Source organism: Pseudomonas sp. ZY71 (genome assembly GCF_036542145.1).
Classification (GTDB): Bacteria; Pseudomonadota; Gammaproteobacteria; order Pseudomonadales; family Pseudomonadaceae; genus Aquipseudomonas; species Aquipseudomonas koreensis_A.
Genome location: NZ_CP144274.1, coordinates 4,180,131 through 4,195,929, shown reverse-complemented (window position 1 = coordinate 4,195,929; position 15,799 = coordinate 4,180,131). Strand labels below are relative to the sequence as shown.

Here is a 15,799-nt window from a genome sequence, read left to right as displayed (position 1 = left end):
AAAAGGGGTAGTGCGTGGACGCGTTGTTGCAGGAACTGCCGGTGCATCAGAGCCTGGCGCGGGTATTTGCCGGTGTCGGTCAGGACGGTTTCTGGCGCGCGCTGGTGGACACGTTGCGGCTGCTGGTGCCGCTGGACAACGCGCTGGTGGCGCTGATGCAAGCCGGGCAGGCGCCGCAGTTGCTGATCGACTTCGACAGCAGCGGACGTGCCGACGAGCAGGAAGAACTGGCCGGTTACAGCGCCGGGATGTACCTGCTCGACCCGTTTTATCAAACCGCCTCGACCGGCATCGCCGACGGCTTGCACAGCCTGGCTTCGGTGGCGCCGGACCAGTTTCTGCACAGCGAGTACTACCAAAGCTATTTTCGTTCGGTGGTCGGCGAAGACGAGTTGCAGTTCATGATCAACGTCGAGGGCGGCGTGCTCGGTTTGTCACTGGGGCGCTCGACGCCGTTCGACATGGCCGAGCAGGGCAGGTTGCTGTGCGTGCGCGATTGGGTGCTGGCGGCGATGTGTCGGCATGTGCAGTTGCTACCGCCGCAGGGCGCGGTGGCGGAGGCGGTGGTCGGGGATCTGGCGACGTTGCTCGACCGCTTCGATGCGCGACTGACGGTGCGCGAGGTCGACACGGCACGGCTGATTTTGCAGGGTTTCTCCAGCAAGGCGATGGCCCAGCAGATGGGTATTTCGCCGGAGACGGTCAAGGTGCATCGGCGCAATCTGTATCACAAGCTCAATGTCACCGGGCATGGTGAGTTGTTCGCCCTGGTGCTGCGCCCACCAACTCCCTGACCCACCACAATCCCCTTGTAGGAGTGAGCCTGCTCGCGATAGCGGTTTGTCAGATATCACCTGTTTGACTGATAGACCGCTATCGCGAGCAGGCTCACTCCTACAAGGGATCTTCTGGGTGTCAGATAGTGCGCTGGAAGACTAAAGCCTTGAGGCCGCTTTCAGGATCAATATCCGGAAACTCCGGCGGATTCTCCAGCCGCTCTACAAAACGCAGACTCGGCGCTTCCTGCGTCACGCCCTCAATCAGAAAGTCCGAACCGAACGCCGGGTCATTCATGCACGCCAGCACCGTGCCTTGGGGCGTGAGCAGTTCCGGCAAGCGACGCAGCACGCGCTGGTAATCCTTGGTCAGCAGGAAACTGCCTTTCTGAAAGGACGGCGGATCAATGATCACCAGATCATACGGGCCACTGTTGATCACCTTGCCCCAGGACTTGAACAGGTCGTGGCCGAGGAAACTGACTTTGCTCAAGTCATGGCCGTTCAAGCGATGATTGTCGCGGCCACGACTCAGCGCCGCGCGGGACATGTCCAGGTTGACCACATGGCTGGCGCCGCCCTCGATGGCCGCCACGGAAAAACCGCAGGTGTAGGCAAACAGATTCAACACGCGTTTGCCGCTGGCCTGTTCGCGCACCCAGTTGCGCCCGTAGCGCATGTCGAGAAACAGCCCGGCGTTCTGTTTGCGCCCCAGATCGACGCGATACTGCAGGCCGCCCTCGACGATGCTCATTTCGTCGATCTCATCACCGAGCAGCCATTCGGCAGTGCTCTGCGGCAAGTAGCGATGCTGGATCAACAACGTGTGCGCGCCAGACTGCTGCCATTCGGCGGACCCCGTGAGTTCCAGCAGCAACGCCTTGAGATTGTCCAGTTGCTCAGGCGTTGGTTCCTTGAACAGCGAGACCAGCACCACGCCTTGCAGCCAGTCCACGGTCAACTGCTCCAGCCCGGCCCAGCAGCGTCCGCGCCCGTGGAACAGGCGACGGGTTTCGCTCGGTGCGGCCGCGAGGGCCGGCAGCAGATGGGCATGGAGGAGGGCGAGGGCTTCAGGGTTCATCGGTCAGGATCGGCAAGCAAAAGGGCCGGCATTTTAACCACAAATACGCCGCCGCGAGCGATTGCCGCTGACGGACAAAAACGCCGTTTCGCAAAAGACCTGTATCAAAAATGAATTTCTGCAGAGCCCGCTGCTCATACCAGTTAAGCAGCGGATTGAAGCCGCTAAATCGTTAATGCAATTCAGGGAGTGCAGTTCCATGTGCCCAACACCGACGGCGGATGCGCACCTTCCTGACGGATTGATTCTGGTGGTTGAGGATGATCCGTTGATTCTGGAGTTTCTCTGCGAAATTCTTCAGGAGGAAGGTTTCAAGGTCGAGCCGCAGACCAGTGCCGACGCCGCATCACTTTACCTTGAGCAGAACGCCCCGAACGTGGCGTTACTACTGACCGACATCACCATGCCCGGCACCCTCAATGGCGCTGATCTGGCCAATCTGGTCGGCGACCGCTGGCCGGACAAACCGGTGATGGTCATGTCCGGTTATGAAACGCCCGAGACCTCCGGGGTCAAGCATCCGGTGGCGTTCATCAAAAAGCCCTGGGCCATCGGTCAATTGCTCGACTGCGTCGACAGCGCCTTCAAATCCAAGGCACCGCGCCTGCACTGACACGCTGGGTGAATCGACCGGGCAAGTGCTACATTGCCCGCCCGGTCTTTTGCCAGAGGATGCGAACCTTTGTCTGCTCACGATGCTGTATTCGATCGCGCGTTCGGCGCGTTTCTGTTCGACATGGACGGCACTGTCCTCAACTCCATTGCCGCCGCCGAGCGGATCTGGGCAGCCTGGGCCGTGCGCCATGGCGTCGATGTGGAAACCTTTTTGCCGACCATTCATGGCGTGCGCGCCATTGATACCATCACCCGTCTGAACCTGCCGGGGGTGGATGCCGAGGCGCAAGCGGCGTTTATCACCGAGGCGGAAATCGCAGACGTTGAAGGCATTGTCGAGATTCCCGGGGCGGCCGCGTTACTCAATGGCCTGCCCAAGGATCGCTGGGCAATGGTGACCTCGGCGCCACGGGATCTGGCCTTGCGGCGCATGGCGGCGGCGGGGATTCCAGAGCCTGCGGTGATGATCACCGCTGAAGATGTGCAGGCGGGTAAACCTGATCCGGCCGGCTATTTACTGGCGGCCAAGAGACTGGGTCTGGAGCCGCGTGATTGCCTGATCTTCGAAGACGCCACGGTCGGCATTCAGGCTGCCGAAGCCGCCGGTGCGCCGTTGATGATCATCACCACGACGCATCAGCACCCCCTGGAAACGGCGCATGCGACGCTGGCCAGTTATGCTGACATCCGCGTCGCAGTCGACAGCAACGGTCTGCACCTGCAACGCAACTGACACCCCCCAATCCCTTGTAGGAGTGAGCCTGCTCGCGATAGCGGTCTTTCAGTCAAATAAGTGTTGCCTGACACACCGCTATCGCGAGCAGGCTCACTCCTACAGGGGACGGTGTTCGCAAATCAATAAACCCCCGGCAGCAACCGCCAACTCCGCGCACAATAAGCCTCGTACTCCGCCCCAAACTGCGCACGCAGCAGGGCTTCCTCCGAATGAATCCGGGCAATCAACGGGATCAGCGTCAGCGCCGCCAGCATCAACCCGACCACCGAACGAAACGCCAGCGCCCAGCCCACGGCATTGACCACCAGCCCCAGATAACTCGGATTGCGCAGGTGTTGATAGATGCCATCGGTGACCAAACGGTGCCCCGGTTGAATCGCCACCAATCCACTGAAGCGCCGCCCCAGTACAAACACCGGCCACAGCCTTAATACGCCGCCAATGATGAACAGCAGTGCGCCGAGCCAACGTACGCCTTCACCACCAAAGGTCCAGAAATTCACCCGGTCGCAATAGGCCGGCAAGAAACCACTGACCAGACCAATCACCCCAAACGCCGGAATCACCCAGCGATTGGTGCGATCTTCACGTTCGCCAGAGCTGAGGTTGACCTCACTGAACAGCGAAGCAATCACCATCGCCACCGTCGCCAGTGCGACGATCACCAGCGAACCGTGGGAAAAGAACATTGCCACACCGCCAATGCCCCACACCGCCAGCCCCAGATAAGCGAGAGTGGCGAGTACCGCGACGACGGTCATTTGCGCAGACATTTTCATGGTCAACTCACGGCTGGGTGCTGATCCGTTGAGTGTAGATCCACCGTAAAACCTGTGGGAGCGAGCCTGCTCGCGAAGGCGTTGGGTCAGTCAATTTTGATCCTGGATGTGCCGACCCTTTCGCGAGCAAGCTCGCTCCCACAGGGTTCTGCGTCGTACACAGAATGCGAGATCACCTCTGAAACTGTGGGAGCGAGCCTGCTCGCGAAGGCGTTGGGTCAGTCAATTTTGATCCTGGATGTGCCGACCCTTTCTCGAGCAAGCTCGCTCCCACAGGGATCTGCGTCGTACATAGAATGCGAGATCACCTCTGAAACTGTGGGAGTGAGCCTGCTCGCGAAGGCGTTGGGTCAGTCAATTTTGATCTTGAATGTGCCGACCCTTTCTCGAGCAAGCTCGCTCCCACAGGGATCTGCGTCGTACACAGAATGCGAGATCACCTCTGAAACTGTGGGAGCGAGCCTGCTCGCGAAGGCGTTGGGTCAGTCAATTTTGATCCTGGATGTGCCGACCCTTTCGCGAGCAAGCTCGCTCCCACAGGGTTCTGCGTCGTACACAGAATGCGAGATCACCTCTGAAACTGTGGGAGCGAGCCTGCTCGCGAAGGCGTTGGGTCAGTCAATTTTGATCCTGGATGTGCCGACCCTTTCTCGAGCAAGCTCGCTCCCACAGGGATCTGCGTCGTACACAGAATGCGAGATCACCTCTGAAACTGTGGGAGTGAGCCTGCTCGCGAAGAGGCCATGTCAGTCGGCAGGTATCTCGTCGTCAGTCAGGACTTTGCGGAAGGTCTCGACCAATGGCCGCAAATTGATTCGGTGCCACGCTGCCCACAATGGTGTGGTCAACGTCAGCCATGGCAGTTCACGCAACACCACACCCGGCGGTGCGTTATGGCTCAAACCTTTTTGAATCATCGCAATCCCCAACCCCGACGCCACCAGCCCCAGCGCAGTAAACGGTTCAGTCGCCTGCATGCGCACATCCGGGGTGAAGCCGGCTCGGATGCAGGCGCTGACAAACTCATCGTTGGCATCCTGTCGCGGCTGCACGCCAATCCATTCCTGCTCGGCCAGATCCTCTGGACTCAACGCGGCTTGCTGCGCCAATGGATGATGTTCCGGCAACGCCAGCAACATCGGCTCATCCAGCACCTGAAAGCTCAGCAGATCCGGATCGTCATCGGTCGGCGGCTCACTCACCAAGGCAATATCGAGACTACGCTGTCGCAGGCCCTCCAGTTGCTCGGCGGAGCTGAGGTTATACAACGCGACATGCACATTCGGCCGATCGGCGCGCAATACGCGCAGGGCATTGGGCAGGACTCCGGCGTGCATGGCGTTTTCGATATAGCCGATGCACAAGCCACCTTCTTCGCCGCGACCGAGACGCTTGCCTAGGGATTCCAGGCGATTGGCGTGGGTCAGCAGGGCGCGGGTTTCGGCGAGGAAGGTCTGGCCGTCGCGGGTCAGACGAATGCGTTGCTGGCTGCGTTCGAACAGGGTCAGGCCCAGGCGCTCTTCGAGTTGGGCGATCTGCCGGCTCAGCGGCGACTGCGAAATATGCAGCCGTTCGGCAGCGCGGCCGACGTGTTCTTCCTCGGCGACGACCACGAAGTAGCGCAATTGGCGGATGTCGATCATGTCAGACCTATAGGGACTCAAGTGCTGCGTATTATGTCTTGGACGGTCTCGGTGTCGCAATCTAGGATCTGCTCAACGGTCACACAGGCCCAGAACCTATCGAGGAAAAATCCATGAGCTTGAAAGACAAACTGCCCGGCCAACTGGGCTTCGGCACCGCGCCACTGGGCAACATGTTCCGCGCCATTCCCGAGGCCGAAGCGCAAGCCACCGTACATGCTGCGTGGGATGCCGGCGTGCGTTACTTCGATACCGCGCCGTTTTACGGTTCCGGTCTGTCGGAAATCCGCCTAGGCGAAGCACTGAAGCAATATAAGCGCGACGACTACGTGCTCAGCAGCAAGGTCGGCCGGGTGATTCTCGATGAAGTCGAAGACGCCGCCGCCCGTGATCTCGGCGAGAAAAGCGGGGTGTTCGAACACGGTCGCCCGAACAAAATCGTCAATGACTACAGCGCCGATGCAACGCTGCGTTCGATCGAAGACAGCCTCAAACGCCTGCAAACCGATCGCCTCGACATCGTCTGGGTGCACGACATCGCGCAGGACTTCTATGGCGATCAATGGCTGGAATACTTCAATCAGGCCCGCACTGGCGCATTCAAAGTGCTGACCCGCTTGCGCGAAGAAGGCGTGATCAAAGGCTGGGGCCTGGGCGTGAACAAAGTCGAGCCGTGCGAACTGACCCTCGACCTCAGCGAAGCGCAGCCGGATGGCTTCCTGTTGGCCGGTCGCTACACGCTGCTCGACCACGAACGCCCGCTGCAACGCCTGATGGATGCAGCGCTGGCGCAGAACGTTGAGATCGTCGTCGGCGGCCCTTATAGCTCAGGAATTCTGGCGGGTGGCTCGCACTTCGAATACCAGCAGGCCAGTCCTGAAGTCATCGCCAAAGTGGAGCAGATCAAACGCATCGCCGCCGCGTACAACGTCGATATCAAAGCCGCTGCGCTACAGTTCTCGCTGGCCAATCCGGCGGTCGCTGCGGTGATTCCCGGCGCGAGCAAACCCGGTCGTATCGCTGAAGATGTCGCGGCGCTGTCGGCGACCATTCCTGCCGGTTTCTGGCAGGCGATGCGCGACGCCAGACTGGTTTCGGAACGTGCACCATTACCAATCGATGAGGTGAAAGCATGAAGATTGATCTGAGTGGAAAACTGGCCATCGTCAGCGGCAGCACCGCCGGCATTGGACTGGGCATCAGCCAGTCGCTGGCCGAATCCGGCGCCACCGTGGTGGTGATCGGTCGCGATACCGCCAAGGTCGAGCAGGCGCTGGCGAGCATTCGGCAGAAAGTGCCGGGCGCGCAGTTGCGTGGTTTGACTGCTGACCTGGGCACGGCGGAGGGCGCACAGAAACTGTTCGCCGCTGAACCGCGTGCCGACATTCTGGTGAACAATCTCGGCATCTTCGACGCCGTGGATTTCTTCGAAGCGCCGGACAGCGAGTGGACGCGTTTCTATGAGGTCAACGTGATTTCCGGCGTGCGTCTGGCGCGGCATTATGTGCCGGCGATGGTCGAGCAAGGCTGGGGCCGAGTAATTTTCCTGTCCTCGGAATCCGGCGTCGCCACGCCGGCCGACATGATCAATTACGGCGTGACCAAAAGCGCCAATCTGGCGGTGTCCCACGGTCTGGCCAAACGTCTGGCTGGCACCGGGGTGACGGTCAATGCGATCCTGCCGGGGCCGACCTTCACCGATGGTCTGGAAGACATGCTCAAGGATGCCGCCGCCGAATCCGGGCGCAACCTGCGCGATGAAGCCGACGCCTTTGTGCGCAAAGCTCGCCCGACCTCGATCATCCAGCGTGTCGCGGATGTTGAAGAAGTCGCGCATCTGGTCACCTACATCGCTTCGCCGCTGTCCTCGGCCACCACTGGCGCCGCGCTGCGCGTCGATGGCGGCGTGGTCGACAGCCTCACGATCTGAATTCCCGAGAGAGACGTATATATGCCTACAGCATCTGCAACCATCGACATCCCGGCCTCGGCCGAACAGGTCTGGCAATTGATCGGCGGCTTCAACACGCTGCCCGATTGGCTGCCGTTTATTCCCAATAGTGAGCTGAGCGACGGCGGCCGCGTGCGCACCCTGCAAACCGCTGACGGCGGCGTGGTGGTCGAGCGACTGCAAGCGTTCGACAACGCCGCGAAAACCTACAGCTATTCGATTGAACAGGCGCCGTTCCCGGCGACGGATTATCTGGCAACCATCAAGGTTGAAGCACAGGGGCAGGGCGCACGGGTGACGTGGTCGGGGCGCTTCAACGCCAAAGGCGTGAGTGATGAGGAAGTGGTGGCGTTGTTTAACGGCATCTATCAGGGTGGCCTCGAGGCACTCCGAGCCAATTACCCAACCTGATCAACACCACGATCCAATGTAGGCCTTCGCCTGCTCGCGATCGCGGTGTGTCAGTCAAAAAAGATATCGACTGACACGACGCCATCGCGAGCAGGCTCACTCCTACAGGTTGTGCATTTCAAATATAAAAGGTCAGGAATTCTCGATCAGGCTCTGCCGGCAATCGAGCACCAGTTTCGCCCCGCCCAGGTCACTGCTGCCAACTTCAAGACTGAAGCCATGCAAGCTGACAATCGCCGCCACAATCGACAATCCGAGGCCAAAGCCACCCTGCGGCTGCCCACCCTCGGCGCGATAAAAGCGCTGGAATACCGCCTCACGCTCAGCCTCGGGAATCCCCGGTCCTGAGTCGTGCACTTCAATCCGCGTCTGCCCACCCGCGTTGACCCCACGCAGCATCACCGTGCCGCCCGGCGGGGTGAACTTGATCGAGTTGCTCAGCAGATTCGCCAAGGCCTCGAACAACAACGCCCGGTCGCCATTGAGCGGCGGTAGCGTCTCCGGCATGTTCAGTTCGAAACGCAGCTCGCCTTCCTCGGCCAGTGGCAGATAAAACTCATGCAGTTCTTCCAGCAATTGCACCGGGTCGAGCTCGACAAACCCAGAGCGGCGCTGGCGGTCCTCCAGTTCGGAAATCCGCAGCAACCCACGAAACCGTGCCATCAGCGTGTCTGCTTCGGCCAGCACCAGATCCAGTTGCGCCGCTTCCTGCGAGCCTTCGCCGGCCTGCTGCTGCATGCGATACAACTGCGCGCGCAGGCGCGTCAGTGGCGTGCGCAAGTCATGGGCGATGTTGTCGCAGACGCCTTTGACTTCATTCATCAAGCGCTCGATGCGTTCGAGCATGGCGTTGACGATGGCGGCGAGCATGTCCAGTTCATCGCGGCGATTGGACAACGGCAAACGGTGCGTCAGGTCGCCGGCGACAATCGCCTGGGCGCTGGCTTGAATCGCCCGAATCCGCCGCAGCGGCCGACGCCGCAGCAGATGCCACCCGGCGATGCCCGGCAGAATCGTCAGCGACACGCCCCAGAACAACGCATGCAAAATGATCCGCGTCACCGCAAACAGCGAGCCGTTGTCGCGCAACAACACCAGCCAGCGCCCATCGCGGGTTTGCGTGGCGACCGCGTCGCAGCTGTCATTGGGCAGGGTCGGGTCATCGGAGTCGGCGCAGTCGGCGAGCATGTGGATCTTGCCGTCCAGCGGCAGCCCCTCGGGAATCTGCTGCAAGGCGCCGCCGAGGTAAACGCCGTCGGCATCGAACAAGCCATAAGCGTCGATGCCGCGAATATCGAAGGTCATGCTGGCGGCGAGCGCGTCTTCCAGTTGCTCACCGCGAAAGTGCGAGAACAGGTGCTGACGTTGCATCAGCGAATGTTTGGCGAGGTTGTCGAGGTAGCCGGAAACCTCGTAATACATGACCCCCATGAGGATCGCGCTCCACGCCACGAACAGCGAACTGTACAGCGCCAGCAAGCGGCTGCTGGAGGAACGCCAGCCGTCAGACGGGTTCGGCAATGACATAACCCGAGCCCCGTACCGTGCGGATCAGCGGCACATGGCCGACGGCGTCGATCTTCTTGCGCAGACGGCCGATGTGCACGTCGATCAGGTTGGTGCCGGGGTCGAAGTGATAACCCCAGACCTCTTCGAAAATCATCATCCGCGAAAGGATCTGGCCGCTGTTGCGCATGAGGAATTCGAGCAACTTGTACTCGGTCGGCAGCAGCGTCAGCACTTGTTCGGCACGGCGCGCTTCGTGGCTGATCAGGTCCAGTTCGAGGTCGGCTACCTGCAGGGTCGTCGCTTGAGTCGCGCCGCTGTTCTGCCGACGCAGCAACACTTCAACCCGTGCGGCCATTTCATCGGTGGCGAACGGTTTGGTCAGGTAATCATCGCCGCCAGCGCGCAAGCCGCGCACACGCTCGTCGACATCGGAGAGGGCGCTGATCATCAGGATCGGTGTGGCCACGCCCATGGTGCGCAGGGTGGTGACGATGGCCAGGCCATCAAGTTCGGGCAGCATGCGGTCGAGGGTGATCAGGTCGTAGTTGCCGCTCACGGCGCGGTCAAGGCCTTCGCGGCCATTGTCGACCCAGTCGACTTCCAGCCCGTGGCTGCTCAGTTCGGCGACGATTTCCCGCGCTGTCACGGCGTCGTCTTCGATGGTCAAGATACGAGTCATAGGCAGGCCTGCTGATCGGTTCAAACGGAATGGCAGCATTTTGCCAAGAAATTCCGGCGACGCTTTAAATTAACTTTCATGTTGTAGCTGTCATTTGCGCGCCTTGGGGATTTATTTACCGCAACGTTGATATCATCTGGCCATGAATTCAATCAGGAGTGGTGCCGTGCGTCTTTCGATTCGCCGTGGCTGGATGCCAACCGTCAGTCTGTTGCTGGTGCTGTTCAGCGCCTCGGCATGGGCCGCCAACACGCCGTGTTCCGGGAAGAAGGGCGGGATCGATCGCTGCGACGGCGACCTGTTCCTGTGCAATGACGGCTCCATCAGCGGCTCGAAGAAAAGCTGCGCGGCGATGTTTGGCGAGCGCCAGCAGGCCCGTCCGCAAAACCTCCTGCAAAGTGATGATGGCTGCGCCTGCGGCACCGGCTCGTTCTGTACCGGCCCACGGGGTGGCGTGTATTGTCTGACGCCCAGCGGTAACAAGAGCTACAAACGCAAATAACTGGCATTTGTGCCAATGCATAAAACCCGCTGTTATTCGGCTGTTGTTGCAATTTGCATGGAATGAGGAAGTTCATTATTTCTAAGTGATTGAAAACAGACGATTTATTTAATTTCTGCGAATGGCACGGTCGCTGCAATTCCTCTGATGACGAGTTGTAACACCATTTTTCATGCCTGGAGCAGAACAACAATGAATAGATCCCCTGATGGGTTTTATCCCGCCGTTGAAGAGTCGAGCAGCGTTTCGGGCGTGTCCTGGGGCGCGATTTTCGCTGGTGCTGCGGCTGCCGCTGCGCTGTCGATGATTTTGGTCCTGCTCGGATTCGGTTTGGGTTTCTCTGCCGTTTCACCGTGGGCCGGAGAGGGCGTCAGCGCCAAGGGCCTGGGCATATCGACAATCGTCTGGCTGGCGGCGACGCAAATCATCGCTTCCGGCATGGGTGGCTACATCGCCGGTCGCCTGCGGGTGAAGTGGGCGAACATGCACGGTGACGAAGTGTATTTCCGCGACACCGCGCACGGCTTCCTTGCCTGGTGTGTGGCTACATTGGTTACCGCAGTGTTGGTGGTCGGTTCGGTCAGCAGCGTCATCAGTGGTGGTGTGCAGGCCGGTGCCAGCGTGGCTGGCGGTGCTGCCAGCGCGATGACCCAAGCGGCCGGTACCGCTGCGGCGAATACCGACAGCAATCAGTACGGTTACTACATCGATAGCCTGTTCCGCGATGACCGTCCAGCCTCCGTCAGCGATGACGCCGCGCATGGCGCCGTGGCGCGTATCTTCGCGCAAAGCCTGGCCAACGGTCAGCTGAGTGCCGAAGACCGTACCTACCTGGCGCAACTGGTCGCACAACGGACCAACCTGACTCAGGCCGATGCCGAGCGCCGCGTCGATGAAATCTACGCCCGCACTCAGAAAGCCCTGGCCGACGCCAAGCTGAAAGCTCAACAAGCCGCCGACACTGCTGCGAAAGTCGCTGCCTGGACCTCGCTGTGGATGTTCATCTCGTTGTTGGCCGGTGCGTTCTTCGCCAGCCTCGCGGCCACCTACGGCGGTCGTCGCCGGGATGCCGTCGAGTACGTAGAAGTCGACACCTACACCACGACCACTCCAGTCCGTTAAACAAGGAGCATCACCATGCGCTCATTACTGCTGTTTTTCCTCGGCGTACCGATCCCGATCATCATCCTGATCGCCCTGTTCGTGCACTGATTGCTTGATTGAGGCCCATGCCTCGGCCGCTTCCACCCTCGAGTGGAAGCGGCTTTTTGCTTTCTGCGGGGCCAACAGCGAGAATCGCCGCCGGAAGTGGATTGGCCGCTTTTACCTCTCTTTAAGGATGAACACGTTGGACAAGAAGGAAATCAAACGCCAGTTGGTTGAGATGCTCGAAGCCGGGCGCTCGAAAACCGAAACGTTCAAAGCGTTGTCGGGCGGTGCGGTCAAGGATCGCGTGTTGGCGGCCTGGATCGGCGGGCGTCCGGATCCGGCCCTCAGAGCAAAGCATTCCCTCAAAGTCACCCTGCTGGTTGTGTTGACCTGCATTCAGGCATTGATCGGCGCCGTCTTCGGTTTCTTCCTGTTCTACGACGCAAGTGCCGGCCTGGCACTGACCATGCTGCTGATCGCTGGTGGCATTCCGTTGTTGTTTGCATGGGGCTTCTACAAGAACGTGGCGGCGGCTTACACCGTTTACGTCCTCCTCACCATCAGTCAGGTTTCACGCCTGTTCAAGGGCTATGAGGAAGATCCGCTGTCGACCGTGATTGCCGTCGGCATCACCCTGGCCATTGTGTTCTACGCCGCGTGGATCAAATCCCTGCTGTTCCCGGACCTGGGTTTCATTGGCGCGAAGAAGATCAAAGGGCAGTTCGTCTTCTCCAACTGATCGTTGGACAATCCAATCGTTTTCACTGGCCTGGATCAATATTCACTGCGGCGAGATCGCCTAACGTAAATGATCCCGGCCTTTGCTGAGGTATGAACTACAGTGCTTCACGCGCACCTTGTTGCGCTGACGAAGTGCGCGTCGACGCCCCAATCACAGCAACAATAAACGCGTCGACACGCTGTAGTGCAGCAAGGAGCTGACACCACCTCAACCGAACTTTCACGGATGAACATCGCAATGCACTGCCAAGAAAGAACTTTCGATATCCAGCCATTGGCGCAGGCGGATATGACCGTCCACATCAACGGCCAAGCGGTCACCGCCGCCATCGGCGAAACCGTCCTCAGCGTTATCCAGTCCCTCGGCGTGCGTCAGATCGCGCGCAACGATCACAACCAGATCAGCGGCGCCTACTGCGGCATGGGCGTTTGCCAGTGCTGTCTGGTGAAAATCAACGGCCGACACAAACGCCGTGCCTGCCAGACCGTGGTGCGTGACGGCATGCACATCGAAACCCAGGTCAACCGCATCACCACGCAAGAGGTGATCGTATGAGCCAGCAACCGGTCATCGTCGGCGGCGGCCCGGCGGGGATGGCGGCAGCCATCGAACTGGCGCGCCACGGTGTGCGCTGCACCTTGCTCGAAGAAGCTTCGCGGCTGGGCGGCGTGGTCTATCGCGGGCCGCTGCGAGATGGCGTGCAACTGGATTATCTCGGCCCGCGTTACTCCGAAGCACTGGGCAAACTGCACGGTGATTTTCAGGAGCAGGCCGGGCTGATCGACGTGCGCCTCAACCATCGCGTGGTCGGCGCCGAAGGCACCCGCGCGCTGATGGTGCTCGATGGCGACGAGCAATTGCACGAGATCGAGTATCCGCAATTGCTCCTGGCTGCCGGTTGCCATGAACGCAGCGTGCCGTTTCCGGGCTGGACCTTGCCGGGGGTGATCATGCTTGGCGGTCTGCAATTGCAAATCAAAAGCGGTGTGGTCAAGCCGCAAGGGCCGGTAATCATCGCCGGCACCGGGCCGTTGCTGCCGCTGGTGGCGACGCAGTTGCACGCTTCGGGTGTCAGCGTCGCGGGCGTGTATGAGGCTTGCGCGTTCGGCAAGATTGCCCGTGAAAGTCTGGCGCTGCTGAACAAACCGCAGCTGTTCCTCGACGGATTGAGCATGCTCGCCTACTTGAAACTGCACGGCATCCCGATGAACTACGGTTGGGGCGTGGTCGAGGCCCACGGCGAGGGCGAACTGAAGAGCGTCAGCGTCGCGCCGTACTCGGCCACCTGGGAACCGGACATGAGCCGCGTCGAGCGTTTCGAAGCCAAGACTCTGGCGGTCGGTTACGGTTTTATTCCGCGCACGCAACTGAGCCAGCAGATGGGCCTGGACCACGGCTTCAGTGACGACGGTTATCTGCGTGCCAACGCGAACGTCTGGCAGCAAAGCAATGAACCTCACGTGCATCTGGCCGGCGACATGGGCGGGATTCGCGGCGGTGAGGCGGCGATGCTCGCCGGCAAGATCGCCGCAACCTCGATTCTCCTGCAACGCGGTGTGCTCGAAGAGGAATTGGCCCGCGTGCGCCGCGACCGCTACTTGAGCAAACTCAAAGCCATCGTGCGTTTCCGCGCGGCGGTGGATCGCTACACCGAACGCGGCGTCGGCCAGACCGCATTGCCGGCCGCTGACACGGTGATCTGCCGTTGCGAGCACGCCACCCGCGCTGACATCGACCTGGCGCTGGAGCAGGGTGTGCAAGACATCGCCAGCCTGAAAATGCGCACCCGCGTGAGCATGGGCGATTGCCAGGGACGGATGTGCGTCGGCTACTGCAGCGACCGCCTGCGTCAAGCGACCGGACGCAAGGACGTCGGTTGGCTGCGCCCGCGATTCCCGATCGATCCGATTCCTTTTTCCGCGTTCCATTCTGTCGGCACGGAGGCCGCTGCCCATGAGTAAGTTCTATGACGTGGTTATCGCCGGTGGTGGCGTGATCGGGGCGTCCTGCGCCTATCAATTGTCCAAACGCAAAAACCTCAAGGTCGCGCTGATCGATGCCAAACGCCCGGGCAACGCGACGCGCGCTTCGGCCGGTGGCTTGTGGGCGATCGGTGAGTCGGTCGGCCTCGGCTGCGGGGTGATTTTCTTCCGCATGATGTCGGCCAACCGCAAGCGCGAAACCCAGGGCGCGGCGGTGGCGGTGGACGCGAGCACGCCGCATATCCTGCCGGAGTCGTTTTTCGATTTTGCCCTGCAGTCCAACGCGCTGTACCCGGCGTTGCACCGAGAGCTGAAAGACAATCACGGCATGGATTTCAAGTTCGAAAAGACCGGGCTGAAATTCGTTATCTACGACGACGAAGACCGGCTCTACGCCGAGCACATCGTCGGCTGCATTCCGCATCTGGCCGACCAGGTGCGCTGGCTCGATCAGGCGGCGCTGCGCGAGTCGGAGCCGAGCGTCAGCCATGAAGCACGCGGGGCGCTGGAGTTTCTCTGCGACCATCAGGTCAGCCCGTTCCGCCTCGCCGACGCCTACATGGAAGGCGCGCGACAGAACGGCGTCGATATTTTCGTCAACACCAACGTCACCGGCGTGTTGCATCACGGCAGCCGCGTCACCGGGGTGCAGACGGCCGAGGAGGGCGTGTTCCACTGCAAGACGCTGATCAACGCCGGCGGTGCCTGGGCGGCGGATTTGAGTGAATGGGCGACGGGCATTCGCATTCCGGTGAAGCCGGTGAAGGGCCAGATTCTGCTGACCGAGCGCATGCCGAAAATCCTCAACGGCTGCCTGACCACCAGCGACTGTTACGTGGCGCAGAAGGACAATGGCGAGATCCTGATCGGCAGCACCACCGAAGACAAAGGCTTCGACGTCACCACCACCTACCCGGAAATCGCCGGGCTGGTGCAGGGTGCGGTGCGGTGTCTGCCGGAACTCAAGGACGTCAATCTGAAACGCACGTGGGCGGGCTTGCGTCCGGGCTCACCGGATGAGTTGCCGATTCTCGGGCCGATGCGTGGGGTGGAAGGGTATTTGAATGCCTGCGGCCACTTCCGCACCGGCATTCTGACCTCGGCGATTACTGGCGTGCTGCTGGACAAACTGGTCAACGACGAACCGCTGCCGCTGGACATCACGCCGTTTCTAGCGGATCGGTTTGAGGTGGCCCCGGTCAAACAAGCGCTGGAGCTGGAACTGGCCTGACACCGATCCCCTG

At 60.6% G+C, this 15,799-nt stretch carries 17 protein-coding genes; 12 read left to right on the top strand and 5 right to left on the bottom strand.

From position 1 onward, the window contains the following. Positions 1 to 14 precede the first annotated feature (14 nt). Positions 15 to 794 (top strand): helix-turn-helix transcriptional regulator, encoded by a 780-nt coding sequence (locus VY732_RS18560; protein WP_331691439.1) that lies wholly within the window; start codon positions 15 to 17, stop codon positions 792 to 794. A gap of 121 nt (positions 795 to 915) precedes the next feature. On the opposite strand, the gene VY732_RS18555 is transcribed toward VY732_RS18560, so the two are convergent. Then, complete coding sequence (locus VY732_RS18555) at positions 916 to 1,857, bottom strand: class I SAM-dependent methyltransferase (RefSeq protein ID WP_331691438.1); 942 nt, start codon at positions 1,855 to 1,857, stop codon at positions 916 to 918. 199 nt (positions 1,858 to 2,056) lie between these two features. On the opposite strand from VY732_RS18555, the gene VY732_RS18550 reads away from it, so the two are divergent. Together VY732_RS18550 and VY732_RS18545 are read left to right on the top strand one after the other, a co-directional pair. Beyond that, positions 2,057 to 2,470 (top strand): response regulator, encoded by a 414-nt coding sequence (locus VY732_RS18550; RefSeq protein ID WP_123594218.1) that lies wholly within the window; start codon positions 2,057 to 2,059, stop codon positions 2,468 to 2,470. 69 nt (positions 2,471 to 2,539) lie between these two features. Then, positions 2,540 to 3,205 (top strand): HAD family hydrolase, encoded by a 666-nt coding sequence (locus VY732_RS18545; RefSeq protein ID WP_331691437.1) that lies wholly within the window; start codon positions 2,540 to 2,542, stop codon positions 3,203 to 3,205. Positions 3,206 to 3,327: 122 nt separating this feature from the next. Here VY732_RS18545 and VY732_RS18540 read toward each other — a convergent pair whose 3' ends face one another. After that, positions 3,328 to 3,987 carry a methyltransferase family protein gene (locus VY732_RS18540; RefSeq protein WP_116030106.1) on the bottom strand — a complete coding sequence of 220 codons (660 nt, stop codon included), beginning with the start codon at positions 3,985 to 3,987 and terminating at the stop codon, positions 3,328 to 3,330. Positions 3,988 to 4,733: 746 nt separating this feature from the next. Then, positions 4,734 to 5,630, bottom strand: a complete 897-nt coding sequence (locus tag VY732_RS18535; protein ID WP_331691436.1) for a LysR substrate-binding domain-containing protein — start codon at positions 5,628 to 5,630, stop codon at positions 4,734 to 4,736. A 113-nt stretch (positions 5,631 to 5,743) separates the two neighbouring features. On the opposite strand from VY732_RS18535, the gene VY732_RS18530 reads away from it, so the two are divergent. The 3 genes from VY732_RS18530 to VY732_RS18520 are packed head-to-tail and all read left to right on the top strand — an operon-like array spanning position 5,744 to position 7,992. Continuing rightward, complete coding sequence (locus tag VY732_RS18530) at positions 5,744 to 6,766, top strand: aldo/keto reductase (protein ID WP_331691435.1); 1,023 nt, start codon at positions 5,744 to 5,746, stop codon at positions 6,764 to 6,766. After that, positions 6,763 to 7,560 (top strand): SDR family NAD(P)-dependent oxidoreductase, encoded by a 798-nt coding sequence (locus tag VY732_RS18525; protein ID WP_077573531.1) that lies wholly within the window; start codon positions 6,763 to 6,765, stop codon positions 7,558 to 7,560. The genes VY732_RS18530 and VY732_RS18525 overlap by 4 nt, the downstream gene beginning before the upstream one ends. A gap of 21 nt (positions 7,561 to 7,581) precedes the next feature. Then, on the top strand, positions 7,582 to 7,992 hold the full coding sequence (locus VY732_RS18520) for an SRPBCC family protein (protein ID WP_331691434.1): 411 nt from the start codon (positions 7,582 to 7,584) through the stop codon (positions 7,990 to 7,992). A 132-nt stretch (positions 7,993 to 8,124) separates the two neighbouring features. Here the strand turns inward: VY732_RS18520 and VY732_RS18515 are convergent, their stop codons facing one another. Together VY732_RS18515 and VY732_RS18510 are read right to left on the bottom strand one after the other, a co-directional pair. Beyond that, on the bottom strand, positions 8,125 to 9,519 hold the full coding sequence (locus VY732_RS18515; protein WP_331691433.1) for a sensor histidine kinase: 1,395 nt from the start codon (positions 9,517 to 9,519) through the stop codon (positions 8,125 to 8,127). Then, on the bottom strand, positions 9,497 to 10,180 hold the full coding sequence (locus VY732_RS18510) for a response regulator transcription factor (RefSeq protein WP_016986226.1): 684 nt from the start codon (positions 10,178 to 10,180) through the stop codon (positions 9,497 to 9,499). Before VY732_RS18510 ends, VY732_RS18515 begins: the two co-directional genes overlap by 23 nt. Before the next feature lie 193 nt (positions 10,181 to 10,373). Between VY732_RS18510 and VY732_RS18505 the strand changes: the two genes are divergently transcribed. The 6 genes from VY732_RS18505 to hcnC all read left to right on the top strand — a co-directional run bounded on the left by VY732_RS18505 (position 10,374) and on the right by hcnC (position 15,786). Further along, entirely contained in the window at positions 10,374 to 10,682 is a 309-nt protein-coding gene (locus tag VY732_RS18505) for a hypothetical protein (RefSeq protein ID WP_177412569.1), read from the top strand. A gap of 192 nt (positions 10,683 to 10,874) precedes the next feature. Further along, positions 10,875 to 11,804 carry a hypothetical protein gene (locus VY732_RS18500; protein ID WP_077573525.1) on the top strand — a complete coding sequence of 310 codons (930 nt, stop codon included), beginning with the start codon at positions 10,875 to 10,877 and terminating at the stop codon, positions 11,802 to 11,804. A gap of 226 nt (positions 11,805 to 12,030) precedes the next feature. Next, a complete protein-coding gene (locus VY732_RS18495) occupies positions 12,031 to 12,570 on the top strand; it encodes a hypothetical protein (protein WP_116030229.1) in 540 nt (179 codons plus the stop codon). Between the two features lie 240 nt (positions 12,571 to 12,810). After that, positions 12,811 to 13,128, top strand: coding sequence for a cyanide-forming glycine dehydrogenase subunit HcnA (gene hcnA / locus VY732_RS18490; RefSeq protein WP_242209649.1), 318 nt, complete (start codon positions 12,811 to 12,813; stop codon positions 13,126 to 13,128). Then, positions 13,125 to 14,534 carry a cyanide-forming glycine dehydrogenase subunit HcnB gene (gene hcnB, locus VY732_RS18485; protein ID WP_137216424.1) on the top strand — a complete coding sequence of 470 codons (1,410 nt, stop codon included), beginning with the start codon at positions 13,125 to 13,127 and terminating at the stop codon, positions 14,532 to 14,534. Before hcnA ends, hcnB begins: the two co-directional genes overlap by 4 nt. After that, positions 14,527 to 15,786 (top strand): cyanide-forming glycine dehydrogenase subunit HcnC, encoded by a 1,260-nt coding sequence (gene hcnC / locus VY732_RS18480; RefSeq protein WP_077573519.1) that lies wholly within the window; start codon positions 14,527 to 14,529, stop codon positions 15,784 to 15,786. The genes hcnB and hcnC overlap by 8 nt, the downstream gene beginning before the upstream one ends. The last annotated feature ends 13 nt before the right edge of the window (positions 15,787 to 15,799 follow it).